We start from the raw sequence: 18,864 nt of genomic DNA, 5'->3' as shown, positions 1-18,864 counted from the left end.
TCGTCGCGCGAGGCGAACCCCTGCGGGCGCGTGCCCTCGGCTACCTTCGTCGTCATGTCTCGCGCTCTCGAGAACGCGGTCCGCCTGCGGCGCCTCCGGAGCTTCGCGCTGCCCCGCGTCTCTGCCGCGCAAGCAAAGCCGTTCGGCCTCCGTCGTGACGTTCGCGTCGCTCCGACGGGGCGTGTCTATGGCGTGGCGAGAATCAAGGGGCAGGGACGGCTCGCCGCATGGCTCGACGACGAAGGCGCCTTTCATACGGCACGAGGCCCAGCGTGGCCCAGGTCCGGAGACGTCTCGCTCGCAGCCCACGACGAGGGCGACACCGCGCTGCTCGCGCTGCACGGAGACAGCCTTTGGAAGGTTCTGTTCCGCGAGGGAACGGTGCGTCGACTCTGCGCGCTCGACGCCTCGCTCGGCCCCATCGCTGGCATCGCCTACGGACCCGAAGACAGGATCCTCCTGCTCGCGGGCCAGCGACTGCACCTGCTCCGGCGCGATGGCGAGAGCCTTCGCCCCGACGGCGCCGTGTCCTCGCAGAGCCCTCCCTGGTTCGTCGCTGGCGACGAGATGGTCACCTTGCACGGAGGCCGCCTCGTGGTCGTGCGGTCCTCCGACGCATGTGCCGCTGGCGGCCTGGTCCTGTACGGCTTTGACGACCTGACGCTGCGGGCGCTGCTCCGCGTGGACATCGTCCCCGGAGAGATGGCCCTCCTGGAGCGGCGCGTCGTCATCGCCGAGAAGCGCGACACGAGGCGCACCTGGCTCGAGTTGCTCGGAACGAACACACTGCTCGCCCAGCTCGACAGGAACCCGACGGCCTTCCACCTGGTTCCTGTCGAAGAGCAGACGGACGACAATCACGCGAGCGACGAGAGGACCGACGTCGAGGGGGCAGGGGACGAGGAGGGGAGCCACCGCGATGCGCGTGCCCGCGCGACCCCCTCCGCGGCCTGGCTCTCGTCGGTGACGACGATCGCGCCCGATGAGCCACAGGACGCGAGCAAGCAGGGGGGAAAGGCCAGACGCAGCCAGAGCCGCGGAAGGCGTCACGTCGCCAGGGCGACCGTCGAGTCCAGACCCTTGCCCTTCGAGGTCATCGAAGGAGCCCTCCAGATCACGCATCGCGGGGTGGACCGACTTCCGCGACAGCCGACTCCGAAGCCCGAAGAACGAGCGTTGTTCGGCCCAGCGGCGCAGGTTCACTGCACACCGACGGGGCGCCTCTACGGCGTCATCCCCCTCGGTCGTCGTCCTTCATTCGCCGCATGGATCGAGGAGGGCGCGCTTCACGAAGCCACGGGTGACTACCTGCCCGGGGGGCAGGTGACCCTCGCGTCGCGCCCTGACGGCGGTGCCGTGCTCTTCGGGTACATGCACGGCGTGGTCTGGGAACTCGACTTCGCGACCGGGGAAGCTCGGGAGATGTTCTCCCCTGGAGGTGCGATTTACAGCGTCGCCTACGGGCCGGAGGGGACGCTCCTCGTGGGGACCTCGCGCTCGCTCGACGTCTACCGCCGCCACGGAGAGGCCGTGGTGCTCGACCAGCGCTTCGCGCTGCCCGCCTTCCAGATCCACCCCTTCCCCCATCTACCGCTCCTGCTCGTCGTCAGCTTCGTCGGAGAGGGAGACGACGCCGAGGAGGGGATCGTCCTTCTCGGCCGCGATGGCCCCCGGCTCCGCCGCCTGGCATCCGTGCGTGGTGACGTGTTCGACGCTCGGGTCAGCGGAGAGCAGGCCTTCGTTCGAGCGCAGATCGACTGGTGCGAGCTGCTGGGCCTGCGTGCCATCGCCGTCGAGTTCGCTGCGAAGCGAGAGGCGTCTCCGCTGGTCGCCCTCTACGCGCCCGAGGAGGGCGCGGACGAAGACGACGACGCGTGGTCCGATGCCGACGAGGCCCCGGAGGACTTCATCATCGCGCCGGCTCCTGGGCGGGCCGGTCTACGCTACCTGGGTCGCCAGCCTCCCTTGCCAGCGCTGCGTCGCGAGATCCCCGAGCAGGTGCGCGCACGCTTCGGGGAAGAGGTGCACCGTATCGAGCACGTGGGCCTCGATGCTCTCTACGCCGGCTGGACGCGAGTGCGTGACGACACCTACCGCCTCGTCGTCGTCGATGGGGAGAGGCGCCGCGAGACCTCCTTCCTGATCCCCGCGCAGCAGCCCAGAGCCCGGGTCAGCTTGAGCTGGGATCGCGCCCACGCCCTGGTATTCGTGCACCATGACACCACGCTCTGGTGGGTCCCGCTGAGCGGCGCGGCGCCGCTGCTCGTCCGCGACTTCAGCGACGACTTTGCCGCCATCGAGGACGAGGCGGAGCGCGTCGTGTACCTCGCCGAGGCAGTCGCAGACGGCGGCGTCCTCGCCGAGTCCTACCAGGGCACCTGGCGCTTCACCCGGTGCGGAGACGAGTTCAGACTACGAGCGCGCGGCGACCTGGACCTGCGGCGGATCTTCGCATGCCCTGGTGGACGTACGCTCGTCGTGCAGTCGGCCCAGGGAGCGCCGCTCCGTGTCTGCGGCGTGTACGAAGACGGCCTGCGCCTCCTCGCCACCTCTCCCATGGAGCCCGAGTCCATCGAGCGCGACCGCCAGGGCAGGATCTTTATCCACGCATTGCTCCATGGCTGGTACGAGTTTCACCACCTCGACGAAGCCTGGGACGCCGCGCGTCGCTCCCCGGAGCCCATTGTATTCGGCTAGTCTCAGCGCCCGATGTCGGACGCAGCGTCGTACCCCTTCGTGTTCTTCGGCGTGGAACCTGCGGACTGGTTTTCCCTCCAGCAGGACCTGTTCTCCTACGAGCTCCGCTTTGCGAGCGCACTGGATGGCACGGCGAGGCGGGCGGCGGCGATGGCATGGCAGCGCGCCCTCGATCCGGACACCGTGGAGCTGGTCGAGCCCCTCCTGTGGACCGAGCGCTGGGCCCTCGTGCGAGCGCGGCCCGCGGGCTGGAGCCGCCCGTGCCTCGAAGCGTTCGCGCAGGCCGTCGCGCATGCGCTTCGTGCCGTCCACGAAGCCTGCCCCCTCGATCAGGTCCAGCTCGCCGAGGTCCTGGAGAGCGACGGCGACTGGGACGCCTGGTCTGCTGCCCTCCGGCCCGAGCCCGTACCAGGCCCAGCCTGGCCCATCGACCTGCCTCGCTCCGGCGCTCACGCGCGCTTCGAGGCCCGCGCCGCGGTGGATCCGGAGGTCGAGCGCGCCCTCGCTGCCATGCGCACAGAAGCCGCGGAAGAGCAGCCCTCGCGGAGCTGGAGCGTGGGGGCGGCAGACGAGGCGACAGGGGACGAAACCGGCGCTCGCGCCCTGCTCGAGCTGAACATCGAGCGCCACGAAGACGAGCCGTGGCCTGGCGCGCTCGCCTTGCGGTGGAAGCCATTCGGCTCCTCCTCTCATGTCCGCATGGCCCCCGATGGCAAAGTGTATGGCGTTGCCAAAAAGAATCGGAGCCGCGTCGGCGCGTGGCTCGTCGATGACACCCTCTGCACCGCCTCTGGGCCCGAGCTTCCAGACGTCAGCAGCATGACCCTCGCGGCGCGCGACGATGGCAGCACTGCGTTGATCGCCATCGAAGACGAAGCCATCTGGGAGATCGACTTCCGCGACGGGACCCAGCGCCTTCTCTTCCCGATCGACGGGAGAGTCAGCGGGGCCGATGAGATTGCCTACGGACCTGAGGGGCGCGTCCTCGTGCTCGCCGACATCATGCTCGTCGTCTACCGGAACGATGGAGACACCTGGGTGCTGGAGCAGGGGTGGGATGTCACCGGCTACGCCATGTGCTCTTGCCTCGATGGCCGCATCCTCGTCATGACCCAGTGGGACGATGACGGTGAAGAGTGCGTCGCCGTCTATGGCTTCGACGGGCCCACCCTTCGTTTGCTCGCCCGGAAGACCGTGAGCGTCGGCGCCCTGTTCTCGTTGCACGGACGGCATTTGGCACAGGGTCGAAGCGAGCGCGGAGGCCGCAAGGCCGGGCCGGTGACCTGCGAGCTGGTCGGTCTGAGCACGATGCTCGAGCGCCTCGAGGCCGATCCCGGGGCCTTCGCCGAGGTCGCCCGGGTCGCGGTGGAGCGCGAGGATCGAGACGCTGAGGAGGATTCTGCGTCCGACGATGAAGACGCAGCATCCGACGACGAGGACTCCGACGACGAGGACTCCGCCTCCGACGACGAGGATTCCGCGTCCGACGACGAAGGCGACGAAGACCAGGACGACGAGGCGTTTGCCGGAGATCCGTCCAAGGACCCCCCGTTTCAGTTGATCGAAGGTGACCTCCAGTTCGAGGCGCGCAAGCGCGAAGAGCTACCGTCTCGGCCCCAGCCATCGGTAGATGTCCGGAGGCTGTTCTCCAGGCCCCTCGCGCTGGAGGTGGCGCCCGACGGACGCCCCTTCGGCATCGTGAGGCCACTCCGCAAGGCAATCGCTTTCGCCTGGCTGGAAGGTGACGAGGTTCGCCTGGCCGATCTGGAGGGCGTCTGGTCATCCGAGTACCACCTCGCCGCCCGCCCAGACAGCGCGACCGCCCTCGTCGCCGTCGACTCCGGCGCCGTGTACGAGCTGGAGTTCGCCGCGGGCAAGGTGCGACAGCTCTTCGAGTTCGATGGCTGGATGTCTACCGTGGCCTGTGGGCCGGAAGGCAGGATCCTGCTGCTGTCGAGCGACTCGCTGGTCGTGTACGGGCCCTCCGACGAAGGGTTCGTACGAGAGGCGGAATGGGACGTGCACGCCGACGATCTCAAGACCTTCTTCGATGGGCGGATCGTCATGACCTTCGCCGACGCGGGCAATGACGCGCCATCCCTGCGCATTCTGGGCTTCGACGGCGCCACGCTCCGCAGTCTGGCGAGCCTCCAGTGCGAGGAGGACGTCTCGATCGCCGACGTCGTTCCGAGCGGCGACCGTCTCTTCGTGCGTGTCTCGGGGGAGCCCGTGAGGACGGGGAGCTACGCCAGGGGGTACGAGATCCTCCACCCTGAAGCGCTGCTCGAACGGCTCGCCACGGATCCACGCTCGTATCCGGAGGTCGCCGTGACCGACCGAGCCAAGGACGAGAACGACGACGACGACGACGAGAACGATGACGAGTCGCAGGACGATGACGATGACACCCCCGCGGCGCCACCGAAGCAGCCCGAAGATTTCGTCATCGAGCCGCCTGCTGGACACCCTGGCTTGCGCTACCTCGGCAAGAAGTCCCCTCTGCCACGAGGAAAGACCATCCCGAAGCCCGTTCGCGCCATGTTCGGCACCGGCGCGCGGGACGTCACCGACATCGACAAAGAAAGCGATAGCTGCTGGGGCTGGAAGAAAGAGGCGAAGCGCTCGTTCCGCTTCTGCGTGGCGAAGGACGGGCAGCTCTTCGAGACGGCCCTGGTGACGCCTCACCCCAGCAACGCCGTGGTGAACTGGGACCAGACCCACGCCCTCGTACAGACCGACGACGACACGAAGCTCTGGCGGGTCGGCATCCACTCGAACGACATGGTCCTCGTTCGCGACTTCGGTGAGGACCAGGAGGAGGTCAACTTCTGCGAGCCGCTCGCCGATGGGTGGGTCCTGGTAGCGACCCATTCGGAAGGCTACCTCTTCACCGTACGCGACACTGTCAGCGAGCTGAGGATGCGCGGCGGCCTCGACTGCTTCGACATGAAATCCGCTTGCAAGGGGCGGGTGGTCGCCGCGGCCGTGAGTGGCGAGAAATCGATCCTCTTGTGGGGGATTTACGAGGATGGGCCCCGCATCCTGGGCGAGTTCGAACTGCCCCTCTTCGAGTTCCAGCGTTCGGAGGGGCGCCTCTTCATCGATGCGTCCCCGCTCGGTTGGTACGAGCTGACCCAGATGGCAGAAGCGTGGGAGGCAGCGGGTCGAGACCTCTCTGGCGATCGGTTTCCGAAGCTCTCGCTGAAGCGAACCGAAGAGGACGAGGGCGACGACGAGGGCGACGACGAGGACGAGAGCGGGGCTGAAGAGGAGGATGGGGACGAAGACGAGGCCGAAGGAGAGGACGACGAGGACGAGGACGAGGACGAGTGAGCATCTGCCGGAATGGCCTGTCCCTGTCTTCTCCTCGGCATCCCCCCGCCAGAGCTCACCGACTCTCCCCACCGTGTGCCGAGGGCATCCTGTGAGAGGAGCGTCGCGACGACCTCAGCCAGGCTGTGCCACCCTGTGTCGCTGTCCGGCAGCCACGCCCTTGCGGGCTCACCTCCCCTCTTCGCTTCTCGACCCCCCCTCCTGACCTGCGGATGATCCCTTCCGATTCACGGCCCGATTCTTGGCCGTTCGAGGGCTGTTTTCATCGCGGGGTAGACCCGGCATGTCGCTTGCTAAACAGATACGCCATGCGGTTCCTCAAGCTCCTTCCCCTCTTCCTTTCCGCCGCCGCTCTCGGATGTACGACGAGCGCCCCCGATCTTTGCGGTGATTCCTCGACGCCCAAGGCCGCCGATGCCCCGCCTTGCGGCTGCGACAACCCCGACACCGCGGGCTGCGTGGTGCGCTCCGAGCTGGCGCGGAACGAGAGCCCCGCCGTCCAGGCCAACGAGCTCACCGCGCTGGTCGAGGGCAACACCAGCTTCGCGCTCTCGCTCTACGGCCACCTCGGCGCCGAGTCGGGCAACCTGTTCTACTCCCCGTACAGCATCTCCACCGCCCTCGCGATGACCTGGGCCGGCGCCCGTGCGCAGACCGAGGACGACATGGCCGCAACGCTCGGCTTCACCTTGCCGCAGCAGCAGCTCCACAACGCCTTCAACGCCCTCGATCTCGCACTGTCGAGCCGGGGTCAGGGAGCCAAGGGGGCCGACGGCCTGCCCTTCCGCCTCCACGCATCCAACGCGCTCTGGGGACAGACCGGCTATGCGTTCGAGGCGCCGTTCCTCGACGTCCTCGCCCAGAACTACGGCGCAGGCATGCACGTCGTCGATTTCGCCCGCAAGAAGGACCAGGCCGTGGACCTGATCAACACCTGGGTGGAGCAGGAGACCGAGGGCAAGATCAAGGACCTGCTGAGCCCCGACATGGTCTCGCCGTCCACGCGGCTCGTGCTCACCAACACCGTGTATTTCAGCGCCGCATGGAAGGACATGTTCGAGAAGGACAACACCGAGACGGCGACCTTCACGACCGACCAGCATCAGGCCGTCCAGGTCCCCATGATGCACGCCTTCCTCGACACGACATACGGCGAAGGGGACGGCTTCAAGGCCGCGACGCTCCCCTACGATGGCGACCAGCTCGACATGGTCGTCGTCCTCCCTGACGACCTCGCGACCTTCGAGCAGGGCCTCGACGGCGCCCGCTTCGGCGAGGTGCTCGGCTCGCTCCAGGACCACCGCGTCGAGACGCGCATCCCGCGCTTCAGCTTCGACTCGGAGTTCAGCCTCGCCGACGCGCTCAGCAAGCTGGGCATGGCCGACGCCTTCACCGAGAAGGCCAATTTCTCCGGCATCAGCTCGACCGAGGGCCTGCAGATCTCCGACGTGATCCACAAGGCCTTCGTCGGCGTGGACGAGAAGGGCACCGAGGCTGCCGCGGCCACCGCGGTGCTCGTCCTGGGGGGTGGCATCCCCGATCCCGAGGAGCCGGCGTCGATCACGCTGGACCGACCCTTCCTGTTCTTCATTCGCGACATCGCGACCGGCTCGGTGCTGTTCGTCGGCCGCGTCGCTGATCCCACGAAGTGACGTGGTGCAGGGAAGCGCCTCGCCGCGCTGCTCCCTGCCCAGCCGCTCCCCGCCCAGCCGCTCCCTGTCGTGACGAAGGCCCCCGCGCCTTCGGGCCTCACCCCCACCTCTTCCAGCGACATGGTGGCTCGCGCTCTCGCTCCACGGGGGCGCCACCGCGCCTGTCGCCTACGCTCACCTCACGCACCCCCCAGAGCGGCATGGCTGGCCTTCCCCGGTGTGCCACGTGTCTGGCACACCACGGCGCATGACCACTCCTGTTCGGCGCGTTTCCAGCCTGCGCCGCGGTCGAGCGCGCGTGGTGCCACGCGGCACACCCATTGCTTGAAGGCGAGCATGCGCTTCCTCCGTGTCCTTCCCTTCGCCCTGTCCCTCGCGGCCTTCGGCTGTGCCTCGACCGGCACCGAGAACCCTGAACCCGGTCAGCCGGGTCCGGGTGAAGACATCGCCTGCAACGATCCCGGCGTCGCCGGCTGCGTGGTCGTCGGCGAGGCCTCCCGCAACCTGAGCCCTCAGATCCCCGCAGCCGATCGTGACGCCCTCGCCCAGGGCAACACCGAGTTCTCCCTCGCGCTCTACCGGCACCTCAGCGAGCCCGCTGGCAACCTGTTCTACTCGCCGCACAGCATCTCCAGCGCCCTCGCGATGACCTGGGCCGGTGCTCGTGGCCAGACCGAGCAGGACATGGCCTCCGCGCTCCACTTCACCCTGCCCCAGGGCCGCCTGCACCCCGCCTTCAACGCCCTCGACCTCGAGCTGACCAGCCGTGGACAAGGCGCCCAGGCCGCCGACGGCCAGCCCTTCCGCCTCACGGTCGCCAACGCCGTGTGGGGCCAGATCAACTACAGCTTCGAGGCCCCCTTCCTCGACGTGCTCGGCGAGAGCTACGGCGCGGGTATCCACGTCGTCGACTTCGTGAACAAGACCCAGGAGGCCGTAGGTCTCATCAACGCCTGGGTGGAGAAGAGGACCGAAGAGCGGATCAGGGACCTCGTCGCCTCTCCCCCCATCACCAAACACACCCGCATGGTGCTCACCAACGCCGTCTACTTCAACGCCGCGTGGCAGACGCAGTTCGACGACGAGAACACCCAGCCTGGCAGCTTCACCACCCAGACGGGGCAGAGCGTCCAGGTGCCGATGATGAACGGCACCTTCGAGACGACCTACAGCGAGGGACCTGGCTTCAAGGCGGCGTCCTTGCCGTACGACGGCGGCGAGCTGGACATGGTGCTCGTCCTCCCCGACGACCTCGCGGCCTTCGAGCAGGGCCTCGACGCCGCTCGCCTCGACCAGGTGTTCTCGGGTCTGAGCCAGCGCCTCGTGGAGACGAAGATGCCCAAGTTCGAGTTCGAGGCGAAGTTCTCCCTCAAGGACGCGCTGAGCAAGCTCGGGATGGCGATCGCTTTCACGGAGGAGGCCGACCTCTCGGGCATCTCCGCCGCAGGGGACCTCTACATCATGGACGTCGTCCACAAGGCCTTCGTGAACGTCGGCGAGACCGGCACCGAAGCCGCCGCGGCGACGGCCGTCATCGTCGGCAACGAGAGCGCCCCCGACCCCTCGCAGATGGTGCAGTTCCACCTGGATCGGCCGTTCCTGTTCTTCATCCGCGACCTCCAGACCCGCGCGGTGCTGTTCGTCGGTCGCGTCGGCGATCCCTCCCCCTCCTGAGTCGCGCCGTACGCCCCCCTGCCGCGGTACGCCCCCTGCCGCGGTACGCCTCCCTGCCGCGGTACGCCCCCTGCCGCGGTACGCCTCCCTGCCGCGGTACGCCCCCTGCCGCGGTACGCCCCCTGCCGCGGTACGCCCCTTGCTTCAGAGAGGGCATGCGCTTCCTCCACCTCCTCCCGCTTACCCTCTCTCTGACCGCCCTCGCTTGCACCTCGACCGGCGTCAGGGATCCCAACACCGACCCCGACCTGCCGGGTGATGACATCGCCTGCAACGACCCCGGCATCGCCGGCTGCGTGGTCGTCGGCGAGGCCTCGCGCAACCTGAGCCCCCAGATCCCCGCGACCGATCGTGACGCCCTCGCCCAGGGCAACACCGAGTTCGCCCTCGCGCTCTACCAGCAGCTCCGCGAGGACCCCGGCAACCTCTTCTACTCGCCGTACAGCATCTCCAGCGCCCTCGCGATGACCTGGGCGGGCGCCCGTGGCCAGACCGAGCAGGACATGGCCTCCACCCTCCGGTTCACCCTCCCGCAGGACCGCCTGCACCCCGCCTTCAATGCCCTGGATCTCGCGCTGACCAGCCGTGGACAAGGCGCCCAGGGCGCGGACGGCCAGCCCTTCCGCCTCACGGTCGCCAACGCCGTGTGGGCCCAGATCAACTACAGCTTCGAGGCCCCCTTCCTGAACGTCCTCGGCGAGAGCTACGGCGCCGGCGTTCACGTCGTCGACTTCGTGAACAAGACCCTGGAGGCCGTGGACCTGATCAACGGCTGGGTGGAGAAGAAGACCGAGGACCGCATCAAAGACCTCCTCTCCTCGCCCCCCGTCACCCCGAACACCCGCATGGTGCTCACCAACGCCGTCTACTTCAACGCCTCGTGGTTGGCGCAGTTCGAGGAGGACGACACCCAGCCCGGCAGCTTCACCACCCAGGCGGGGCAGAGCGTCCAGGTGCCGATGATGAACGGCACCTTCGAGACGACCTACAGCGAGGGACCCGGCTTCAAGGCGGCCTCCTTGCCGTACGACGGACAGGAGCTGGACATGGTGCTCGTGCTCCCCGACGACCTCGGCACCTTCGAGCAAGGCCTCGACGCCGTCCGCCTCGACCAGGTGTTCTCTGGCCTGGGTCCCCGCCTCGTGGAGACGCGGATGCCCAAGTTCGAGTTCGCGTCGAAGTTCTCGCTCAAGGACGTCCTGAGCAAGATGGGCATGGGCATCGCCTTCTCGGCGGAGGCCGATCTTTCAGGCATCTCCACGCAGGAGCACCTCTCCATCACCGACGTCATCCATCAGTCGTTCGTGAACGTGAGCGAGACCGGCACGGAAGCGGCCGCGGCGACGGCGGTCATCATCGGCCGCGACAGCGCGCCGTCGGACATGGTGCAGTTCCACCTCGACCGTCCGTTCCTGTTCTTCATCCGCGACATCGCGACGCACACCGTCGTCTTCGCCGGCCGGGTGAGCGACCCCGCCGGGAACTGACCTTCCCCGTCACGACGGCCTCCTTCCAGGAGCCCCCACCTGGTCTGGTGGGGGCGTCGCGTCACGGGCGTCGCCGGCCACGAGCCGCTCTGAAGGCACCGGGTCTCCAGGGACGGTCTTGTGCCACCTTGCGCCTCGACCTGGGCATTGCCGTCATCATCCCGCTCGGCGCGCCACCCACCCTCCCATCGAAACCTCCGAGGCCCCGATCCTGTGTCCCTGGTCAGGCCGTGCCCCTGCTGCGCAACGAGGCCGCTCAGTGAGGGGCATCACGGCCGGGTACGTTCCTTGCTCGGCAAAGGGACATGCGTTTCTTCATGTCCATCCCCCTGGTTCTGTCCCTGGCTGCTGCTGGTTGCACGACGAGCAGCGGGGATGGATCCGAGCCGAACGACCCCGGCCCTGCGTGCAGCGACCCGAACACTGCGGGCTGTGTCGTCACCAGCGAAGCTGCGCGGAACCTGAACCCCCAGGTCTCGCCTGCCGACAGTGACCTCCTGGCGAAAGGCAACACGAGCTTCGCCCTCGATCTCTACCAGCAGCTCCGCGAGGAGCCCGGCAACCTGTTCTACTCGCCGTACAGCATCTCCAGCGCCCTCGCGATGACCTGGGCCGGCGCGCGCGGACAGACCGAGCAGGACATGGCGAAGGCCCTGCGCTTCGACCTCCCTCGAGCGCGCCTGCACCCGGCCTTCAACGCCCTGGACCTCGCGCTGGCGAGCCGAGGGCAGGGGGCCGCTGGCGCTGACGGCCAGCCCTTCCGCCTCCATGTCGCCAACGCGCTCTGGGGCCAGACGGGCTTCTCCTTCGAGCAGCCGTTCCTGGACGTGCTCGGCGAGAGCTACGGCGCTGGCGTCCACGTCGTCGACTTCGAGCGCCACACCCAGCAGGCCCTGGATCTGATCAACGGCTGGGTCGCCCAGAAGACGGAGGACAGGATCAAGGACCTGCTCTCCAGCCCCCCCGTCACCTCCGACACCCGACTCGTGCTCACCAACGCCGTGTACTTCAACGCCGCGTGGCAAGAGCCGTTCGAGGAGGAGCGCACCCAGCCCCGACCCTTCACCAACCAGGCCGGTGACGTGCGCGACGTGCCCACGATGGCCGGCGTTCCTTACGCCAGCTACGGCGAGGGCGCGGGCTTCAAGGCGGCGACGCTCCCCTACGACGGCAGCGAGCTCGACATGGTGCTCGTCCTCCCCGACGATCTCGACGCCTTCGAGCAAGGCCTCGACGGCGCGCGCTTCGACCAGGTGGTCGCCTCCATGAGCCGCCGCCTCGTCGACGTCGAGATGCCCAGGTTCGAGATCAACGCGAAGTTCAGCCTCAAGTCGGCCCTCGACAAGCTGGGCATGGCCATCGCGTTCACCCCGGACGCCGATCTCACGGGCATCTCGGAGAAGACCCGCTTGATGCTCGCCGACGTGGTGCACCAGTCGTTCGTGAAGGTGAACGAGGCGGGAACCGAAGCGGCTGCAGCGACCGCCGTCGTCGCCGTCCCCACGAGCGCCCCGGATCCCTCGCAGATCGCCGAGCTGCACCTCGATCGCCCCTTCCTGTTCTTCATCCGCGACATCGAGACGCGCGCCGTGCTCTTCGTCGGCCGCGTCGCCAATCCCTGAGCGCCGCCGCTCCCCCTTCACCACCGCGCCCTCGCGCCCTCGCCGACGGCATCGGACCTCCTACCCCGCGCTGGCACCTCTCCCGCCCGTGAGCTGTGTCACCCTGCGCCGCGGTGAGATCACCCCTGACCGGGGCACCCTGTGCCACCGCGCGCGCCGACGCCCCTGCGCTGCGACGTGCGCGCGTCCTCGCCCTCGCCTCGGCTCCGGAACGCCGCTTGCTTTCCGCATGACCATGCGCTGGTCCCAGACCCTCCCTCTCCTCCTCTCCCTGGTGGCTGTCGGATGCACCTCGGGGTCGAGCGGCGACGAGACGCCCGACGACACGGGCAGACCGTCCTGTGAAGACGCCCCCATCATCGGTTGCGCGTTCGCCGGAAGCGTCGAACGCAACCTGAGCCCCCAGGTCCCGGCGGCCGACGCCGACGTCCTGGCCCGGGACAACGCCCGCTTCGCGCTCGCCCTCTACGAGCACCTCCGCGAGACGCCCGGAAACCTCTTCTACTCACCGCACAGCATCTCCACCGCGCTCGCCATGACGTGGGCCGGTGCCCGTGAGCAGACCGAGCGGGACATCGCCACCGCCCTCCAGTTCACCTTGCCGCAGGACCGCTTGCACCCTGCGTTCAACGCCCTCGACCTGGCACTCGCCAGCCGAGGGAAGCGTGCGTCCCACGACGGAGCGAGCTCCTTCCGTCTCGTCGTCGCCAACTCGCTCTGGGGCCAGCTCGGCTACACCTTCGAGAACCCCTTCCTGAACGTGCTGAGCGAGAGCTACGGCTCCCCCCTGTACGTCGCCGATTTCAAGGAGCGCACCCAGGACTCCATCGAGGCCATCAACGGCTGGGTGTCCGAGAAGACCGAGAACAAGGTCAACGACCTCCTGAGCAGCCCGCCGGTCACCGCAGACACGCGCTTCGTCCTCACCAACGCGATCTACTTCTCTGCCTCCTGGGCCGAGCGGTTCGAGGTGGGAGACACGCAGTACAGCGATTTCGCCACCCAGGCGGGCGCGCGGGTCAACGTGCCCATGATGCGCGCCCTCCGGAACGGGCGTTATGGCGCAGGCGCGGGCTATCAGGCCATCGCCTTGCCCTACCACGGGGACGAGGTCGAGATGGTCCTCGTCGTCCCCGACGATCTCGACGCCTTCGAGCAAGGCCTCGATTTCGAGCGCTTCGACGAAGTCGTCGCGGGCCTCACGCCCCGTGCGGTGAAGCTCGAGATGCCCAGGTTCTCGATCGACGCGAAGTTCAAGCTCAAGGAGCTGCTGAGCAAGCTGGGCATGGCGAGCGCCTTCACCTCCGAGGCCAATCTGTCGGGCATCTCGACCAGCGGAAGCCTCGCGCTCGCCGAGGTCGTCCACCAGTCCTTCGTGAGCGTCGACGAGAGCGGCACAGAGGCCGCCGCCTCGACCGCGGTGATCGGCTTCGACGTGTCGAGCAACGAACCGCCGTCGGTGAAGGCCGATCGACCCTTCCTCTTCTTCATCCGTGACCGCGCCACCCAGGCCGTGATCTTCGTGGGCCGCGTGAGCAACCCCTTGGACTCGTAGGCCTCGACCTGTCGCCCTTGGCCGCGTTCGTTGCCCCCGCGGCCCTGCGCGGCCCTGCGCGGCCCTGCGCGGCCCTGTGCTGCCCCCCCCCGCGGCCCTGCGCGGCCCCACGGCGGCTCAGACCGTCGCGTCCTTCTCTCCGTGGCAGATCTCGATGAACCCGCAGCGCAGCCGGCGGCACGTCTCCACCGGCACGGGCTCCCAGCGCTCGTTCCCGCGCGCCTCGGCGAACCCCTGGGCCAGCCACGAAAGCCCTTGCTCGAACCGCTCGTGCTCCTCGAGCGCGAGCGCCCCGCCCTCGCCTTGCGCTGGCAGCCACGTGGGCTCCAGCTTGCTCCCCAGGAACAGCACCCCGGCCCGGATCGGCCTCCCCTCCGAGCGCCGGTGCAACGCCAGCGCGTCCACCCGCAGCACCAGCTCGTAGGCCGACAGGTTCGTCCGAGGCCGCGCCCGCCGCAGCTCGATCACGTCCACCGACCCGTCGGGGAAGTCGACCACCAGATCCGCCGCCCAGCGCACCGACAGATGCGCCCCGCGCCCTCGCTCGATGATCCGCGGATCCACCCCCAGCGTGAACGCCTCATCCCCCAGCACCGCCGCCTGCTCCACCCGCACCCGCCGCGCGTACGGCCCATCGAGGAACGCCGCGATCCCCTGCGCCAGCCGCATCGCCTCCGGATGCTCCGGCCCCATCCCCTCGGCGGACAGGCGCTCCATCACCTCGCCCACCTTCGTCGGCACCCCCCAGCGCTGGAGCGGCCAGCGCGACAGCACCCGGTGCGCCGCCCGCCCCGGCGGCCGCGGATCCGCGCCCTCCATCAGCTCCACCCGTTCCTCGCCGGGCACCTCGGCCGGCCCCTCCAGATCGAAGAGCCCGAGCTGCGCCTTCGGGGCCGGCTCCTCCACCCCCAGCAGGTGCCGCAGCCGGAACCGCCGCGGGCACTCCTGGAACAGCGCCAGCGCCCCTGCGTCGATGGCCACCGTGCGCGCGTGGGCCAACCGCGCTGCTGGCGCGTGCCGGAACGGCGTCACCGGCCGCGCATAGACATCGAGCCCGGCCTCTGGCGCGTGCGCCCCCTGCAGGAGCGCCTTCGCGTCGAGCACCGTGCGCACCACCCCGGGCATCGCCTCCGCGTCGAACGCCGCCTTCAGCGTCAGCCACGCCGACCCCTTGCGCGGCTTCGCCGCCGGCCCCACCAGCACCAGCTCCCGCTTCGCGCGCGTGATCGCCACGTAGCTGAGCCGCTGCCGCTCGGCGCGCTCGCGCGCGTGGATCTCCTCCCGCGCCTCCTTCATCGCCGGCGTCGACACCGCGTACAGCGGCGCCAGCGCCTCCACCGCCGCCTCGTAGCGCGACCCCTCCCGCCCCGCCCGATCCATCCGCCGCGCGTAGTGCTGCACGAACAGCGATGCCGGCCGGTCCCCGGAAGCCGGCACGAACCCCAGCCCCGGGAGCTGCGGCATCGGCGCGGCGTTCAGGTCCACCACCACCACCGCCGCGAAGTCGAGCCCCTTGCTCGCGTGGATCGTCGTCAGCCGGACCGCGTCGTCCTCTTGCGAGAACACCGCCGCCTCCGGCTCGTCGGCCTCGTCGCTGATCCGCCGATCCAGCCACCGCACGAAGCTCGCCAGCGACCCCCCGCGCCGCCGCGCGATCGCCACCAGCCGATCCAGGTTCCCGATCCGCGCGTCGGCCCGCGGCAGCGCCGCCAGCACCCGGTCCAGATCGAACGCCGCGATCGCCGCCCGGATCGCCTCCCCCGGGGACGAGCGCAGCGCCGCCCGCCGGAGCCCCGAGAACTTCGACCGGAAGTGCTCCAGCCGCGTCCGGTCCTGCGCGGGCAACCGCTCCAGCGCCGACGCCGTCATGTCGTCCGTCGCGTCCGCGCTCCCCCCCTTCGCGCCTCCCGCGCCTCCCGCGCTTCCTGCCTCCGCGCTCCCTTGCCGCGCTGGCCACCGCCCCAGCAGCGGCACCGTCAGCCCTCGCCCCGGCGGCGCCAGGATCGCCAGCGCCGTGTCGCTGAGCCCCACCATCGGCCCGCGCAGCACCGTCGCCAGCGCGAGCTGGTCCCCTGGATCGAGCAGCAGCCGCAGCGCCGCCGCCGTGTCGCGGATCTCCGGCGCATCGAACAGCGCCCGCCCCGCCACCACGTACGGCACCGACAGCCGCCCCAGCGCGAGCTCGATCAACGGGATCGTGCTCCGCCGCCGCGCAAGCACCGCCACGTCCTTGAACTTCAGCTCCCCCCCGCCCTCGCGCACCCGCTTCGCCACCCACGCCGCGGCCACCAGCGCCTCGCGCAGCGGCCCCTTCGCGTCGCGCACCAGCGACTCCGCGTCTTCTGGTGCCTCCCCGTCGTCCCCGATCAGCACCACGTCGGACGACGGCGGCGTCGCTCCCTCCACGGGCTTCAGGTGCTCCGCCGTCCCGTAGGACACCTCGAAGTCCCGGACGGGCGCCCCGGCCGGCGCCCCGAGCCGATCCTGCGCGAAGTCCCGCACCGAGAACTCGTTCACGAAGCGCAGCACCTCCGGCGTCGACCGCCGGCTCTCGTTCAGCGCCACGAAGTCCGCCACCGGCCGCGGCGACCACAAGGATTCTGGCAGCCCCAGCGCCTCTCCCGCCGTCCTCCCCGCCAGCTCCGCGCAGACCCGGCTGAACACCGACACGTCCGCGCCACGGAACCCGTAGATCGACTGCTTCCGGTCCCCGACCAGGAACAGCCCGTGCTCCGACAGCCCCGCCGCCGTCGGCGCGTCCCCTGGCTTGCGCATCCGCGCCGCGTCCTCGCGCTCGCGCAGCAGGTACACCAGATCGCGCTGCACCGCGCTCGTGTCTTGGAACTCGTCGACCAGCAGCACGTCCACCTGGTCGCGCACCGCCTGCCCCACGCCCACGTCGTCACGCAACCCATCGCGCGCCGCGCGCAGCAGGTCCCCGAACCCCAGCCCCCCCTCCGTGCGCCGGATCGTCGCCAGCCGCACCTTCACCTCTTCGAGCAGCTCCACGATGAGCTGCTCGCGCCGCCCCAGCCCTGGCGCATCCCGCAGGAACCCGAGCAGCTTGTGCGCCTTGTCCTTCAGCGTATCGCCCGGAAGCTCCTCGCAGAACGCGACGAACGCCTCGTCGGCAGGCGTCTTCTTGCCGCGCTTCGGCGTGGTGATCAGCTCCACCGCCGGCCCCCACGCCCCGCGCGGCAGCGGCGCATCGTGCGACACCCCGCGCAGCGCCGCCGCGAGCGTGTTCGCTGGCGCCTGCAGCTTCGGATTCCCCCCCGTCGCGAGCGCCACCGCCACCCGCGCGAACTCCTTGCGCAGCGCCCGCGCCTCGGCCGCGTGATCCGTCAACGCCAGCGTCCGCGGCGTCAGCCCTTCCTCGTCGAGCCGATCCAGCAGCCGCGTGATCTGCGCCCGCGCCACATCCACGCCGCCCGCCGCCGCGAGCATCGCCCGCGCCGCATCGCCTCGCTCCCCGCCCTCCGCGAGCGCTGCCGACAGCGCCTCGTCCACCGCCAGATCGCTGAGCGCCTGCGCCTCCTCCTCGTCGAGGATCCGCGCCCCTGGCGTCAGCCCCATCGCGATCGCGTGCCGGTCCACGATCTGCTTCGCGACCCCGTGCAGCGTATCGATCCGTGCCGCCCCCCAGCGCCCCAGCGCCTCCCCCGCGCGCTTCTTCAGCTCCTCGGGCGACAGAAACTCTCCCGTCGTCGCCTCCCGCGCCCGGATCACCTCGGGCAGCGCCGGGATCTCCCCGCGCCCGTCCCAGCCCGCGATCTTCCTCAGCACCGACTCGATGCGGTGCGCGATCTCCGCCGCCGCCGCCCGCGAGAAGGTCGTCGCCACGATCCGATCCGGCAGCACCGCCTTCGCCGCGAACTGCGGCCCGAGCTGCCCCGACGACGTGAGCCCCAGCGTGAGCAGCAGGTAGAGCGCCGTGAGCCGGTACGTCTTCCCCGTCCCCGCGCTCGCCGCGACGACCACGTTGCGCTTGAAGGCGTAGAGCCGAGCGTCGTCGTTCGACAGCGGCGGTAGCGGCCCCCTCGGCACCACTGGCTCGCTCTCGACCAGCTCGACGGCCCCTTCCGCGTCGTCCTCGCCAGCCTCTGCGGCAGCCGCGTCCCCGTCGTCCACGCTCCCGCCGTCCGCGCTCCCGTCGCCCGCGTCCAGCTCCTCGCCGTCGCGCGATCCCCGAAGCGCCCGCTCGTCTCCACGCTCTTCGGACGCAGATCGCCCCGACGCAGCCGCTCCCGGCTTCACGTGCGCGAACAGCGACGCTGCCACATCCGAATCCACGTCGAAGTCTATATCGCCACCGCCGAGATCCGCTTCGAACACCGTATCCCCGACCGGCCCGGACCGCACGGCACGCGAAAGCGGCCGCGCCCCCATGGCTTTGGCGGAGCCCGAACGGCCGCGCGGCGGCTTCGAGGACATGGTGAGGCTTTACTGCATGAACCGCTGTTCAGGCAACGGGACCTTGCATTCCACCCGCGCCCTGCACAGGCGGCCTCCCTCGCCCGTCCGGGCAGCCCCCCTGACCTCGATTTCCACCGCCCCGTTTTCCACTGCCCCCCTCTCCACCGCGCCCCTCTCCACCGCGCCCCTCTCCACCGCGCCCCTCTCCACCGCCCCCCTCTCCACCGCCCCCCTCTCCACCGCGCCCCTTCGCGCAGCTCCATCACCTCACGCGCCACCCCCTGGCCCACGCCTGTCGGCGCCATGGCGGTCGACGAAGAAAGAACGGTCGCGCGGAACCCGCCGCTCGCCATTCTCACATCGATTCAAGCATTTGCAGCGAGAGCACCTGCTGGCATGTGCCGTGAACGGGTCCCACGCCGGACATC

General features: G+C 69.7%; 8 protein-coding genes. 7 read left to right on the top strand and 1 reads right to left on the bottom strand.

Going from position 1 to position 18,864, the window contains the following annotated elements:
* Nucleotides 1–54: 54 nt before the first annotated feature.
* From CMC5_RS31475 to CMC5_RS31445, 7 genes are all read left to right on the top strand, one after another.
* A complete protein-coding gene (locus tag CMC5_RS31475; RefSeq protein ID WP_156339000.1) occupies nt 55–2,697 on the top strand; it encodes a hypothetical protein in 2,643 nt (880 codons plus the stop codon).
* A gap of 12 nt (nt 2,698–2,709) precedes the next feature.
* Nucleotides 2,710–6,030, top strand: a complete 3,321-nt coding sequence (locus tag CMC5_RS46685; RefSeq protein ID WP_050433858.1) for a hypothetical protein — start codon at nt 2,710–2,712, stop codon at nt 6,028–6,030.
* 308 nt (nt 6,031–6,338) lie between these two features.
* A complete protein-coding gene (locus CMC5_RS31465) occupies nt 6,339–7,682 on the top strand; it encodes a serpin family protein (RefSeq protein WP_050433857.1) in 1,344 nt (447 codons plus the stop codon).
* 336 nt (nt 7,683–8,018) lie between these two features.
* Nucleotides 8,019–9,356 (top strand): serpin family protein, encoded by a 1,338-nt coding sequence (locus CMC5_RS31460; RefSeq protein ID WP_050433856.1) that lies wholly within the window; start codon nt 8,019–8,021, stop codon nt 9,354–9,356.
* A 155-nt stretch (nt 9,357–9,511) separates the two neighbouring features.
* On the top strand, nt 9,512–10,843 hold the full coding sequence (locus CMC5_RS31455; protein WP_050433855.1) for a serpin family protein: 1,332 nt from the start codon (nt 9,512–9,514) through the stop codon (nt 10,841–10,843).
* Nucleotides 10,844–11,160: 317 nt separating this feature from the next.
* The gene (locus tag CMC5_RS31450) at nt 11,161–12,465 is read left to right on the top strand and encodes a serpin family protein (RefSeq protein ID WP_245677853.1); all 1,305 of its coding nucleotides are present in this window, start codon (nt 11,161–11,163) and stop codon (nt 12,463–12,465) included.
* A 229-nt stretch (nt 12,466–12,694) separates the two neighbouring features.
* Complete coding sequence (locus tag CMC5_RS31445; RefSeq protein WP_050433853.1) at nt 12,695–14,020, top strand: serpin family protein; 1,326 nt, start codon at nt 12,695–12,697, stop codon at nt 14,018–14,020.
* A 117-nt stretch (nt 14,021–14,137) separates the two neighbouring features.
* Here the strand turns inward: CMC5_RS31445 and CMC5_RS31440 are convergent, their stop codons facing one another.
* Nucleotides 14,138–18,454 carry a UvrD-helicase domain-containing protein gene (locus CMC5_RS31440; RefSeq protein ID WP_245677852.1) on the bottom strand — a complete coding sequence of 1,439 codons (4,317 nt, stop codon included), beginning with the start codon at nt 18,452–18,454 and terminating at the stop codon, nt 14,138–14,140.
* Nucleotides 18,455–18,864 lie beyond the last annotated feature (410 nt).

It is taken from the genome of Chondromyces crocatus (assembly GCF_001189295.1).
In the GTDB taxonomy this organism is placed as follows: Bacteria; Myxococcota_A; Polyangia; order Polyangiales; family Polyangiaceae; genus Chondromyces; species Chondromyces crocatus.
Note: the sequence above shows the minus strand (reverse complement) of the source record. Positions and strands in the feature narration are given on the sequence as shown.